Below are 14,479 nucleotides of genomic sequence, written 5' to 3'. Positions count from 1 at the left end.
GGGCTATCAGAATCTGGTAGCCCTTTTTTTGTGCCCTTTGCGGCTGATCGCATCTATACTTATCCTCTTCTTACCTAATCTAAGCTCCGGTCTTGATCCGGGCATGTTCGTAAAAAGGTATAGGTAGAGCCGCGGTGCAGCCACATTACAGCCACAGTGATGCCACGTTTCGTGGCAAAAACGTGGCATCACTGTGGCTGCATCCTTGCATCATGGCGGCTTCACCCTGAAATTTGCCCGAAGTACAACTGAAGATGGTATATATGGGGACTACATCTGCATCCTTTGAAAGGCTACTCTGTTGCCTGCGATCTGTCCATTGAAGGATCGGCACACTTCAGGCCGGTATTGGTCATGATCCATTCTGAAGGTGCTTCCCATTCGCTGTCTTCGGGCAGGCAGTCGCGAAGGTTGACATCGCGAATAATACTGTTGATTTCACCGTCGAAAATGAGTCTGGTATTCAGTGGAACTTTCAGCGTCACCCTTACTTCCTGATCTCGATAGGCCTGTTTTGGGGGGAAATGCAGGTATTTATCCAATGTGATGATCGAATCACGTTGGACGGATTCATAGCCGCTCTTCTGAGCATTTCGAAGAGCAGATTCAAAATCGCGGCCACGAGCAGAAAAGTCTTTTACTATAAAAGCAGTGCTGTCATCACTTCTTTCTACATATAACCTGATTTCCCCTATATCATTTGCCATCTTGATCTTTCCCTGTCTTCCGTTGAAAGTAACATTATAGTTCAGGCTATCGTCTTTGGAGAAGAAGCGTTCTGGGTTAAGTTTAATGTGGTAAACGGGAAAGGTTTTGAAGCTTGTTTGTTGTTCAAAGCTGGCTTCGGACTTGAATTCAGCGCCAACTTTAGCGCCGTAGAATACGGCGAGCCCCAAGCCTGTAAGCCAAATGATCAAAAGCGCGAACGAGGTGGTCTTTCCCGTCAGCTTTCTGTTAAAGAGCACACGAAGCGCGAACAGGATGAGCGCTATAAGCGGGATAATAACCAGTATGGCCGCACTAAGATATATAGCAGACTGATACTCGGGGTTGATGACGTTGAAAGGAAAGGTATCAAGTTCATGTCCATCCAGGAATCCCATAATGAAGAGGAGTCCAAGCAGTGAGCTGAACAGCAAACTGCAGCAAACGAAGATGACAAAAGCTCCGATAATTTTAAAGATGATACCAAGCAATTTAGTGATGAAGGTTCCTGTCCGGTCGCCTGCCTCACGCAGAAAGTCTTCTGTGGCGTTAAGCCCCGGACGGAGCTGCGTTCCTGCTTCGTTCAGATTTTGTCTCAGAGCATCTACTTCTTCGTCGAAGTTGCGCTTAAAATTCTGGAGGTTGATCGGCTCCCCTTTCATGGCCATTCGGTCGGCTCTGGTTTTTGCCCGTGGAATAACCATCCACAGGACAAGATAAATAATTAGTCCGGCCGCACCTAACATCGCTGCAAGCACTGTAATCAGTCTGACCCATTTTGCTTCTATATCAAAGTAATGACCCAGGCCGGAGCAAACTCCACCGATCATTCGATCCTCGGGATCGCGGAATAGGGTTCTATGAGCGGCCCGTGTTTCGTAGAAGCTTTGATCGCCGATCTCGACATCGAAGTCGTTCACATTACCCATTCTGGCTGTAATGTCAAGCACATCCTGTAGTACGATCACCTGTTTACTTTGCTCTGCGAGACGTTCAGTGAACATTTCTGCCAGACGGTTTTCGATATCCTGAACGATCTCTTCATTGTCGGTAGAATAGGCAAAATGACGTTTTACTTCTGTCATATATGCCCTAAGGACTTCGTAGGCATCTTCTTCTATATGGAAAACGATGCCGTTTATATTGATAATAATGGTCTTATTCATGTGATTAAGCGTTTGAGGTTTCGTTATTCTGATTTGGTCGGCCTTGCATGGATACATTTACTGCATATCGTAGCTCTTCCCACGTTATATCCAGCTTGCTTAAGACATCCCGGCCGGCTGCGGTGAGCTGATAGTATTTTCTAGGAGGGCCGGAAGTCGACTCGATCCAATTATAGCTAAGCAGCCCGTTGTTTTTAAGCCGGGTTAGCAGTGGATAAAGAGTTCCTTCTACAACGAGCATTTTCGCTTGCTTAAGCTCGTTTATTATATCGGAGGCGTAGATCTCACCCCTTGATATAATAGAGAGGATGCAATATTCTAGAATGCCCTTCCTCATTTGGGTTTGTGTATTCTCTACTATCATAATGCAAAGATATATGTTTTATATACTACTATGCAATACATGGTAGTATATTTTTTGGTATTAAATTGTTTTTAGATTTTCGGAGGCTATTGTTGCAGAATTCGGTTTTTTTTATGTTTTAAATCAACAAAAATTGATGAAAGTCAATTTTTGCTACTTTTTTGTTGAGAAATTAAGAAAATAGTGCATTTAAAAATTTGATAAATGAAATAAACTCACCATTTTTATACTTTAATCATTAATTAGAAAAGAACATATGAAGCAAATTCTATCAAGTTTGTTCATCTTGATGCTGTTATGCACCAGTGTAATAGCACAAGATCGTACCGTAACTGGTACAATCAAAGGAAAGGATGACGGTCTTCCTCTTCCGGGAGTTAGTGTTAGGGTGAAAGGCACGACAGCCGGAACTCAAACTGGCGCAGATGGTAAGTACTCTATCCGGATATCGGCAAACAATGCCGTGTTGGTATTTACCTACATTGGTTATGCTAATCAGGAAGTTTTAGTTGGAAACAGATCAACACTAAACGTTTCCCTAAGTTCAGACGCTACTCAGCTTGGAGAAGTAGTTGTTACTGGTTATGGCACGAAACAAGTTAAAGATCTGACAGGATCAGTTGGCTCTGTTAAAGGCGACAAAATCGCCCAACAACCGTTGCCTAGTTTTGACCAAGCTTTATCAGGAAAATTAGCCGGTGTTCAAATTGGATCTTCAGGTGGAATCCTCGGAGATGGAGTCTCAATCAGAATTCGTGGGGTTAACTCAATTTCGGCTAGTTCATTGCCATTAATTGTTATTGACGGAATACCAACAAACAACGTAGAAAACATCAACCTTTTCAATGATGGAAATGGTACACGATTCAATCCGTTAGCGTTGTTAAATCCTAATGACATTGAGTCTATCGAGGTTTTGAAAGATGCTGGAGCTTCTGTACTATACGGTTCAAGAGCAGCAAACGGAGTTGTCATAATAACTACTAAAAAGGGAAAGAAGGGAACATCTAATATTTCTTTTGACTCAAAAGTTGGATTTAGTGAAGCAGCTAGCTTACCGAAACTGTTAACGCCGGAGCAATTCATTGAAATCAATAACGAGAAAGCGGCTAATGCTGCTGCAAGATTTGGTGGAAGTGTTGTACAGATCGCTAAAGATAGTGATCTTGATGGCGATGGCCAGCCTGACAGAGTGAATTGGTTGGACGAGTTGTACAGAACTGGATTCTCATATGATAATTCCCTAACTATGAGTGGTGGTTCTGAGAAGTCAACTTATTATGGTTCTGCAAGGTATATTGACCAGAAGGGTATAAACGTCGGGAACTCATTGAAGACCGGACAGGTGCGTTTAAATTATGAAGTGACACCTAAAACATGGCTTAAGTCTGGAATAAATCTGGCTTATTCAAAGTCATTCAATCAAGGAATTCTTTCAGATAGGTATTTAGCTGGAGCGACAGTTTCGGGCTACAATGCTTTCCCTACAGTTGCGGTGAGAAATCCTTCTACGCTGACAGGGTACAATCTAAACGCTAACGGTACATTAGATTACGGAAACAACTTAGTTAGATTGAATGGTACCAGCTTGATTCAAAATACCATTTATAATCCTATAGCAGCGGTTAACCTAAATCGTAACCAAAGTACTCCTGAGAGTATCCAGGGAAATATCTACATAGAGGTTCAGCCTATTCAGGGATTAAGAGTGACATCAAAGTTCGGTGTAGACAACTTGAGAAACTTTGAAGATCAGTTCAGTGATCCAAATATTGGTGGACTTGGTCTATCTTTCAATGGATTAGTTCAGGATTACTATCGAACCAGAAATCAATGGGTTTGGCAGAACTACTTGTCATACGACAAAACGTTTGCGCAGCAGCACAGATTATCTTTAACCGGAGGTGCTGAGTATCAGTTTGTAAAAGAGAGACAAACATATGCGGGTGCATCTGACTTTGCTGATCCTTTCTTTAAAGACATCATTGATGGAGTATACTCAGGAAATGATTCTGGAGGTGATTTACAGTTATGGTCAGGTGGAGATTTGTTTTCTAACGGCGTTCAGTCTTATTTTGGCCGTGTAGGTTATACCTTCAACGATAAGTATATGGTTGAAGGGGCTTTTAGAGCGGATGCTTTCTCTGGTTTCGGTGAGAACTCTAAATGGGGTTATTTCCCTTCTATCTCTGCAGGCTGGACTGTCAGTCAGGAGGATTTCATGAGCAGTGTTGACTGGATAGACTTCTTGAAAGTAAGAGGTAGCTATGGTAGAGTTGGTAACTCCAGAGGTGTTGGATCGTATGCTGCGAGAACCTTGTATGGTGGTGGTCTTTACGCTGCGCAAAATGGCTTTAGCACTTCCCAGTCTGGAGACGCTAACCTCGAGTGGGAGACTTCTAAGAAGTTTGATTTCGGTGTTGATGCAAATTTCTTAGGCAGCAGAGTTAATGTTGTGGTAGATTACTTCAATAATGATATTTCAGGATTGTTATTGCAGGCACCAGTTTTATACACGGTCGGTATTCCGGATGCAAGTATATTTACGAATATTGGATCCATGTACAACAGAGGATTCGAGTTCACTGTCAATACTACAAACATCAAGAAAAGAGACTTTACCTGGACAACATCTTTGAACTTCACTGCTGTGAAAAACAGAGTGACTAAATTGGTTACTGAAGGTGCTGACCTGACAGATCCAAATTTTGGATCTTCAGTTGCCAGCGTTGGAAAACCATTGGGTGAGTACCGCCTAATTCGTTGGGCTGGTGTAGATCCACAGACGGGAAATGGATCTTTTTATACTGCTACAGGTGAGAGAAAGTTTTTCGATCCTGCAACCCAGTTATGGACTCTTGAGAACGGTAGCACAACTACAGCTATTACAGCAGCAGATGCTGTTTACACAGGAAAGACAGGGCAGCCTAAATTCTACGGTGGTTTGGATAATACCTTTACTTATAAGAACCTAGATTTAGGTCTCTCTTTTGTTTATACCGGTGGGTTTTATGTGTATAATTCTACCCGTTCGGGAATGTTAACTGGATATTTCCAGAATAACTATGCCGAAATAATGGATAGATGGACCACGCCTGGCCAGGTTACCGATGTACCTCGCGTGTATTTGAACAACAATACTGCAAATCAAACATCAGATAGATTCTTAGAAAAAGGCGACTTCCTAAGACTTCGCACCGTTAGCTTAGGATATACGTTTAGACAACCCGTGTTTTCTAAGCTTGGCTTTACCAACCTGCGCATCTATGGACAAGTTTATAATGCTTTCTTAATTAGCGGCTATTCAGGTCCGGATCCAGAGGTAAACTATAACAGAAATAACACCAACATCGCTACGGCTATTGATAACCGTGCGGTTCCTCAGCCTCGTACTTATACATTTGGGTTAAACGTAGGATTTTAAGAATGAGATTTATGAAAATGACAAAACGATTATTTTTAAGCGTAGGCATGATGGGTATCATGCTTGCTATAAGTTCTTGTGAAAAAAATGTTTTCGAAGAGCCATATTCAAGTCTTTCACCTGCAGATGCTTTTGGATCTGCAGATAGAATTGAAAAGTCTGCTGTAGGTATGTATGATCAACTGCAAAACTTGAATTTCTTCGGTGGAAGGGTTTTAATTTATGCTGATATCCGCGGTATTGACACCCGGCCGACTGCGTATTTCGGACAGATGCCAAATTTTAATACGCTCTTGTCATCAGATGCGACTACAGCCGAAGCTTGGGAAGGTGCCTACCGTACTATTTATGAGGCAAATAATTTCATGAAAAATCTAGCAGCGAACCCTGGCAGGATTTCAGATGCGCAAACTGCACAGTTTAATTCAGAAGCCAAATTTATCAGGTCATTATGCTATTTTTACCTCGTAAATCTATGGGCACAGCCATATAAGTTTACGCCTGACGCGAGTCATTATGGTGTTCCTCTAATTTTAACAGCGACAGATTCGCCTTTTGATGCTACTAACCAAGTAGGAAGAAATACTGTTGCTGAAGTATACACACAAATGGAAACTGATTTGCTTGAGGCTGAAGCTGGGCTTCCAGTATCAGCAGCGTTAGGAAGTAAGGACTTTACAGATGTTGCCCGTGCAACTAAAGGAGCGGCTCAGGCGTTGTTAGCGAGAATTTATCTTTATAAAGGCGACTATGCAAAAGCGGTGACTTATTCGGATAAAGTGCTGGCAGGACCTTACAAATTAAATGCATCTCCGGTTACTGCATTCCGTAATCCTTATACTACTGATGAGAATATTTTTTCAGTAGCAATGAACGGAGCGGATAATCCGAATACCAATAATGCGATCGCTCAACACTATGCACCAGACAAGAGAGCTGATATTGCAATTAGCCCAGAGTATGTTGCTCTGATGTCAGTTACAGATTTGAGAAGAACTGAGCTTACCAGAACATACGCCCCTTCACCAGGACTGTTTTTTACTACTAAGTATACTGGTATATCTGATTGGGTGCCTGTGATTAGACTGAGCGAAATCTTGTTAACAAAGGCAGAGGCACTCGCTAATATCGCGTCAGGAGTTGATGCTACAGCTGTCTCATTGCTTAATGAGGTTCACAGAAGATCTGATCGTAATGCAGCGGCCATTGCTCCTGCATCTAAGCAGGCTTTGGTCGACGCGATTTTATTGGAGAGAAGAATTGAGCTTGCATTCGAAGGTCAAGGTATATTCGAGTTTTTGAGAACAGGAAGGGGTATACCCACACACGGTGCTGTTTCTGCTCAAGCTTATGGGTCCAACTATGTAGTATTGCCGATTCCGAAATATGACACTGATAAAAGCCCGATATTGCAATCTCAGCAGAATCCTGGTTATTAGAAGATCATACACATTTGAAGTCTTATTAATTTTTTCTTAAGTATTCAAACCAATTAAAGAGCCCCTATAGATGTTCACACATCATAGGGGCTCTTTAATTGGCTATAGGTACCTATTGTTGAAGTTGGGAGTTAACGAAGGTTATTAACTAGACCGAAGCTCCGATTATAAAATTTACTTTTCTTCCGAAAATCATTAGTGGCTTCCAGAATGTGACCGGTCGAGAAGTCATAGGCAACAGGGTAGTTGTTCTCCTCAATATTATTGATTAGATTGCACCTGTAAATCTTATCCAATTTACGCCAACGTGGGTGTATACATCTTTTAAATTTTCGGTCTTATTCCTTATCATGGGGGTACATTCAGCTTATGCGCAGGCAGATATGTATGGATCCTCTCTTTATGAACGAGCTCTTCTTCGTTCGCGAAATTATCTCTCTGAGATCCTCTTGAGGGATTTGTACTTGTATAATGGCATTGAGCATCCTGGATATCTGAGAACAATCAAGGGCATTGCGTATCTCAACGATGATCAGATGACTGAAGGTCAGGTGCAGTACAACGAGGTATGGTACACCCTACCCATGGTCTACGATCTCTACGCCGATAAATTGGTTATAATGCATCATGATAATTCTTTTAGACTTTCTCTGATCAACGAGAAAGTTAGCCAGTTCATACTCCATAATCGTCAATTCAGATACCTTCCAAACGAAGGAACTGGCAACAGTCGGCCCTTAGGGCTTTGTGAGGTATTATTTGAGGGTGATTCAGTGGCCTTATTTGCAAAAAGGCGTAAGCTTTTGAATGAACAACCTGGACATCAAGTCATAGAAAGGGAGTTTATTGTCAGCGATCAGTATTATTTGAAACACCGCGGAGCATTCCATCTGATCAGGTCGAAGGGCGATATGTACGCGCTGATGAACGACAAGAAAAAAGAAGTGGTTGCGGAACTACGCCGCAGTAAGGTGAAGTTTAAGAAAAATAGAGAAAAAGCCTTGATTATCGCTTCGAGGATTTACGATGAAAAGATTTGATAAATGCAAATGATGTCATGTGCCCGAACCTTGATCTGCGTCTGTTTCACCTTTTTATACGGGATAGCTTACGCTCAGAATAAACCTGATTCTCTGATTAGTGGTAAGCTCAGTGACGCCGGTATCGAGCAGTTTGCTGAGTTCCTTGCGTCCAATGGATATAGGGTGTATTATGATAAGCAAAAGTTCGATAGTCTGAAGGTTAATCTGGATATTTCTAATCAGTCCGTAGAATCTGTTATTCAGGAGGCGTTTCGGAATACTTCTTATCGGTACGCAGTCGATTTCCAAAAGAATGTTTATCTGACATCGGGCGACCAAATGGTGGTTACCTTGGAAAAGTTCCTTCTATCGCAGCAAAAGGAGCAGCAGATCATCTCTTCAACGAAGGCCTCGGGCAATGAAGTGAAAGAATTTCTGAGAGAATCAGAGCCACAGCTCACGAATGTAGGGTCTGGTAGCCGGATTTTTGATATAGGCCGAAGAACATCAGAATTTAAAAAGGGAAATGTGACGCTTGCGGGATTTGTGCGGATTGCTCAGACCGGGGAACCCGTGATCGGAGCGAACGTGTTTATTACCAATCCCCGTATAGGTGTGAGTACAGACCAATCGGGCTTCTATTCGTTAACCTTGCCTGCGGGCAGGCATACGCTGAATATCCGGTATATCGGCATGCGGGATGCAGTGCGCAGCATTAATCTGTATTCGGAAGGTAAATTAGACATTGAGCTGATTGAACAGGTACGCTCACTGAAGGAGGTTGATATATCGGCGGAGAAGGTGGCGAACATACGGAGCACACAGATGGGGGTTGAGAAGTTGACGATGGCAACCATCAAACAGATTCCGACCGTATTCGGCGAGCCGGATATCTTAAGGGTTATCCTAACCTTGCCGGGGGTGAAGTCGGTCGGGGAGGCCAGCACAGGATTTAATGTTAGAGGCGGAGGAACAGATCAGAACCTGATTCTGTATAACGATGCAACGATCTATAATCCTTCCCACCTGTTTGGGTTCTTTTCGGCCTTCAATTCGGACGCGGTTAAGGATATCGAACTCTATAAAAGTAGTATCCCGGCTAAATATGGAGGCAGGTTATCTTCGGTGCTCGATGTCAGCAGCCGGGAAGGTAATTCCAAGAAAATTGCGGGTTCCGCAGGAATTGGTCTGCTGACCAGCCGCTTTAATATTGAAGGCCCCATCATCAAAGACCGGACTACATTTATGCTGGGAGGGAGAACCACTTATTCAGACTGGCTCCTGGGTGAGCTTCCCGCGAAGTCGGGATACCGTAACAGTAAAGCCGCATTTTCTGATCTTGATGTTCATTTGAATCACAAGTTTAACGACAAAAATACCATCTCATTCACCGGGTACTTAAGTAACGATAAATTCAATCTTAACAGCGATACGGTTTATAGCTATTCGAACAGAAATGTTTCGCTTAAGTGGAAGCATATTTTCACGAATAAATTCAATATGTACCTCACTACCGGAATAGATAGATACGAGTATGATGTTGAAGCCCATGAGAATCCGGTAAATGCATACGACATGGGCTTTGATATCAATCAGTCGAACCTGAAAGCAGATTTTACCTATTACCTCAGTAATAAACATACGCTCGACTTTGGTGCCAGCAGTATCTTGTATAAGACACATCCCGGGAAATTTGTTCCCTGGGGAGATGAATCTTTAGTGAAAACGGATATTCTTCAGGCGGAGCAAGCTGTAGAAAGCGCGGTGTATCTGGGCGATCGTTTTGAAATTACACCGGACCTGTCGCTGAATATGGGTATTCGATTTTCCCTGTACCATTATCTGGGGCCTCAATCGACCTACGCCTATCCTGAAGGATTGCCTAAGAGTGAGTTTAATATAAGCGACAGTCTTAATTTCAAGAAGGGCGAGGTGATTAAGCGATATGGAGGGCCGGAATACAGAATATCAGCCCGGTATGCGCTCACCGGCGATATGTCAGTCAAGCTAGCCTTCAACACGTTGCGGCAGTACATACATATGCTTTCGAATACGACCGCGATTGCGCCTACAGATATCTGGAAACTCAGTGATCTGCATATCAAACCGCAATCTGGGCGTCAGGTTTCGTTGGGTCTCTATAAGAATTTCAAATCCAATACCATAGAGACATCTGCAGAGGTTTATTACAAGTGGTTAGATAACTACCTGGATTACCGCAGTGGCGCCAGTCTGATATTGAATCATCATCTGGAACAGGATGTGATCAATACACAAGGTAAGGCATATGGAGCCGAATTTCAGATCAAAAAGACCGCAGGGAAACTGAATGGCTGGGTTAGCTATACCTACTCCAGGACTTTCCTGAAAATGGATGATCCGACATCTATACAGCTAATCAACGGGGGCGAATATTATCCGGCCAACCACGATAAGCCACATGATTTCACACTGGTAGGAAACTTCAAGGCTTCTCACCGATTTTCGGTATCTGCAAACGTGACCTATAGTACCGGAAGGCCAATCACCCTCCCTGTAGGTAAATTCTATTACGGCGGAGCGGAGCGGGTACTTTATTCGGATAGAAACCAATACCGCATTCCTGATTATTTCAGAACCGATTTATCGATGAACATTGAGGGTAACCACAAGGTCCATCAAAAGATTCATGGCTCCTGGACTATCGGAGTATATAACATGACCGGGAGACATAACCCGTATTCAACCTATTTTACCACGGAGAACGGATCAGTAAAAGGATACAGGCTATCTATTTTTGCCACTCCTATACCTTTCGTTAACTATAATCTTAGATTTTGATGAGAAGGCTTTTATATCTTTCCCTTTTGTTAGCGGTCGTGCTTTTGGCAGTCAGATGTAAGGAGGCCTATGAGCCGCAGGTGGATTTCAAAGCCACGAATCTACTGGTAGTGGAAGGCTTCCTGAATGGCAATGGGGTTACCACCATCAAATTGTCGCGTACGCAGGGCAATGATACGAGAGGAAGGGTGGTGGAGCGGAATGCGACAGTGACAATCAAGGACGATGGAAATCAGGAGTATAGGCTTTCCGAGCCGGAACCCGGTGTTTACAGGACGAATGTGTCTTTAGCATCATCGGGGAAATACACATTGCATATCAGATCCGCCGATGGGAAAGAATATGCTTCCACGGAGGTATCGCTTTTGCAAACTCCTCAAATTGATGAGGTATCCTGGAAAAGATCCGGTTCGGGGCTTCAGATTTATGTAGATACACACGATCCGCTAAATAATACGCGCTACTACAGATGGGAGTATGAAGAAACATGGGAGATCGTGCCACGGTATATCTCTTATTACGAACTCGTGCCTAAAGATCCCTTTATTCCGGGAGACCGCTTTCCCTACCTGTTCATCCGAAGAAGGCCAGAAAATGATTTTCCTAGAGCCTGCTGGCAGTCTGAGCGATCCGACAATATCATTATGGCGTCGTCAAACAAGCTGGCGCAGGATGTTATACATCTCCAACCTGTCTGTCTTGTTCCGAATAACTCCTGGAAGCTGGATACACGATACAGTATTCTCGTTAAGCAGTATGCATTAAGTGCTGCAGGGTTTGAATATTGGGAGAATATGAAAAAGAACACAGAAGGGTTGGGCAGTATATTCGATCCGCAGCCTTCAGAAATCCGGGGGAATATTAGCTGCATTTCCAATCCGGAAGAACAGGTGGTGGGTTTCTTTGATGCTTCCACAGTATCGGAAAAGCGAATTTTCCTCACCAAGTCGGAAGTCGGCGGCTGGCTCTACTATGATGGATGCATCGATAAATATGCGGTGAATGATCCGGATAGCCTGCGTGTAATATTCCCCGCAAATACTCCCGTTGATGCGAGAGGGGCGGGCAACAGGATAGAGGGGTATACCGGCGCTTCACCTGAATGTGTGGATTGCCGATTGAAGGGTTCACCGATAAAGCCTGATTTTTGGTAATGCTTAGTATGATGTATAAGAATTTATTAGTGCTTTGTTTTTTGCTGAAGCCATTTATAGGCTCTACCCAGACAAGTGGCATTGACAGTATCCCGGGCGCTTTCGAGCGATATCGTACATCTCATCTTCAGGAGAAGATTTACGCGCATATTGACAGGCAGACCTACCTGGCGGGTGAGTTGTTATGGTTTAAGTTGTACAATGTAGACGCGGTCTTTAACCGACCGGTCGACCTGAGTTCGGTGGCTTACGTGGAGCTTCTTGATGCACAGTCGAACGCCGTTGTACAAGCTAAAGTATCGTTGAAGAAAGGTAAGGGCAACGGGTCCTTGTATCTTCCGGTTCGGCTTGCATCTGGTACATATCGCATTAGGGCATATACCAGATGGATGCGTAATTTCTCAGCTGAGTTATTTTTCGAAGAAGACATCAGGATCATCAACACCTTGACTGAGCAAGCTTCCAGCGAGAAGGTCAGGCGCAGGCACTACGATGTGCAGTTTTTCCCCGAGGGCGGAGATCTTGTGCCGGGAGTGAGCAGCAAGGTTGCCTTCAGGGCGGTTGATGAATCGGGAAAAGGAGTGAACATCAGCGGAACCATTCAAGACGAACAGCGTCATGTTGTTGCTGAAGTCAGACCGGGCAGGTTCGGGATAGGCAACTTTGTGATCACTCCTGAAGCGGGCCTTAAATACAAGGCCCTAATCCGATTGCCGGACGGCACGAGTGCTGAATACAGCTTACCTGCGGCGAGAGAAAGCGGTTACAGACTGGCTATCGGAGCTGCTAATGATCAGGTTGTTGTGGACATCGCATCCGGTAATTCGGATCAATCAGCACTCTACCTCTTTGCTCATGCATCAAACAAAGTAGAATTTGCGTCAAAGATCGTTTTGAATAACGGCCGGGCACAGGTCGCTATACCGGAGGATAGACTGCATGAGGGCATCACTCACTTCACGCTTTTCGACTCGTCATACAGGCCTGTTTCGGAGCGCTTATGGTTCAGGTTAGGTGCCAGCCGGTTGCAACTAAAGGCAGCGAGTGATCAAGAGGAATACGAGCAACGTAAGAAGGTAACGATGGATATTCAGACATCGCTGGCAGGTGCTGCGGTGTCTGCTGATCTCTCTGTGGCTGTTTACCGGGCAGACTCATTGCAGCAAGGACTTCAGCCAGGGATTGCCGCATACCTGTTATTGAGCTCAGAGCTTAAAGGTACTGTAGAACAGCCCGATTACTACTTTTCGGGGGACGCTCAGGTATCTGCGGCTTTAGACAATCTGATGCTGACACATGGCTGGCGCCGTTTTAAGTGGGAGGATATTCTTAGTCCAAGTTCCTTTAAGCCCCGGTTTGTGCCAGAAACGAACTATCATATTATCCAGGCAAAGGTGCTGAATTCGGCATCTCACCGGCCTGCAGCGGGTGTAAAAAGCTACCTGTCTGTTCCCGGAAAATCCGTGATCTTCTATAATGGACTGAGTAAAGAGAACGGGATCGTTGACTTTTATACGAAGGGTCTGAGCGGGGTTAAGCCTATGGTGCTACAGACAAATCACGCTGATACAGCACTTTTTTCGTTTGATCTGCTGAGTTCTTTTTCGGATCAGTACTCAGGCCGCCTGATGCCGGCGATGTCACTTGCTTCGCTGCCAACAAATACCTTATTGATCAACAGTATCAATATGCAGGCACAAAATATCTATCTGAAAGAGCGCCTGAACCGGATCAGGGAGGTATTACCAGACAGCGTTCCCTTTTATGGAAGTGCAAGGGAGAAGTATCAGCTGGACGATTATACGCGGTTTCCGACTGTAGAAGAAGTGCTGAGAGAATATGTACTGAGTGTAGGAGTGCGCCGCCGCAACGGAAAGCCGACGATGTTGGTTTATACCGGGGAGGTAAACAAAGGATTTTTTGAGGAGGATCCGCTGGTTCTGATGGATGGAGTTCCGATGTTTGACCGGACTAAGTTTTTTAGTTATGATCCGCTTAAGGTGAAAAGCGTAGAAGTAGTTCCGAAGAGATATTTTTACGGTCCCGATGTTTATGGGGGATTAATCCGTTTTAATACGTATAAGGCTAATCTGGATGGTATGGAGCTTGATCCGGGCGCCGCTATTCTAGATTATGAGGGACTGCAGGAGATGCGTGAGTTCTATTCACCACGCTATGACTCGCAAGATCAGTTGAGCAGCCGTTTACCTGACTTCAGGAATCTTTTGTTTTGGAAACCTGAGGTTGAAACAGCGAAGGATGGAAAAGTCCAGCTTAGCTTTTATACATCAGACCGTGCAGGAGTTTACCGTGCCGTGATCCAGGGTATAACAGTCCGGGGAGAAGCAGGCAGCCATTCCTTTGAGTTTACCGTTAAGTAGGTAT

8 protein-coding genes are annotated in these 14,479 nt (G+C 44.1%); 6 read left to right on the top strand and 2 right to left on the bottom strand.

What is annotated here, in order from left to right; translation table 11 throughout:
- Window positions 1-293: 293 nt before the first annotated feature.
- Together ACO1NU_RS10085 and ACO1NU_RS10080 are read right to left on the bottom strand one after the other, a co-directional pair.
- Entirely contained in the window at window positions 294-1,871 is a 1,578-nt protein-coding gene (locus tag ACO1NU_RS10085) for a PspC domain-containing protein (RefSeq protein ID WP_448818350.1), read from the bottom strand.
- A 4-nt stretch (window positions 1,872-1,875) separates the two neighbouring features.
- On the bottom strand, window positions 1,876-2,235 hold the full coding sequence (locus tag ACO1NU_RS10080; RefSeq protein ID WP_448818349.1) for a PadR family transcriptional regulator: 360 nt from the start codon (window positions 2,233-2,235) through the stop codon (window positions 1,876-1,878).
- 256 nt (window positions 2,236-2,491) lie between these two features.
- On the opposite strand from ACO1NU_RS10080, the gene ACO1NU_RS10075 reads away from it, so the two are divergent.
- The 6 genes from ACO1NU_RS10075 to ACO1NU_RS10050 all read left to right on the top strand — a co-directional run bounded on the left by ACO1NU_RS10075 (window position 2,492) and on the right by ACO1NU_RS10050 (window position 14,475).
- Complete coding sequence (locus ACO1NU_RS10075; RefSeq protein WP_448818348.1) at window positions 2,492-5,659, top strand: SusC/RagA family TonB-linked outer membrane protein; 3,168 nt, start codon at window positions 2,492-2,494, stop codon at window positions 5,657-5,659.
- 11 nt (window positions 5,660-5,670) lie between these two features.
- On the top strand, window positions 5,671-7,098 hold the full coding sequence (locus tag ACO1NU_RS10070) for a RagB/SusD family nutrient uptake outer membrane protein (RefSeq protein WP_448818347.1): 1,428 nt from the start codon (window positions 5,671-5,673) through the stop codon (window positions 7,096-7,098).
- Window positions 7,099-7,448: 350 nt separating this feature from the next.
- A complete protein-coding gene (locus ACO1NU_RS10065; RefSeq protein ID WP_448818346.1) occupies window positions 7,449-8,138 on the top strand; it encodes a hypothetical protein in 690 nt (229 codons plus the stop codon).
- Between the two features lie 3 nt (window positions 8,139-8,141).
- Window positions 8,142-10,940, top strand: coding sequence for a TonB-dependent receptor (locus ACO1NU_RS10060; RefSeq protein ID WP_448818345.1), 2,799 nt, complete (start codon window positions 8,142-8,144; stop codon window positions 10,938-10,940).
- On the top strand, window positions 10,940-12,094 hold the full coding sequence (locus ACO1NU_RS10055; RefSeq protein WP_448818344.1) for a DUF4249 domain-containing protein: 1,155 nt from the start codon (window positions 10,940-10,942) through the stop codon (window positions 12,092-12,094). Before ACO1NU_RS10060 ends, ACO1NU_RS10055 begins: the two co-directional genes overlap by 1 nt.
- A gap of 8 nt (window positions 12,095-12,102) precedes the next feature.
- The gene (locus ACO1NU_RS10050; protein ID WP_448818343.1) at window positions 12,103-14,475 is read left to right on the top strand and encodes a hypothetical protein; all 2,373 of its coding nucleotides are present in this window, start codon (window positions 12,103-12,105) and stop codon (window positions 14,473-14,475) included.
- Window positions 14,476-14,479 lie beyond the last annotated feature (4 nt).

The sequence above is a fragment of the Arcticibacter sp. genome (assembly GCF_053551015.1).
Note: the sequence above shows the minus strand (reverse complement) of the source record. Positions and strands in the feature narration are given on the sequence as shown.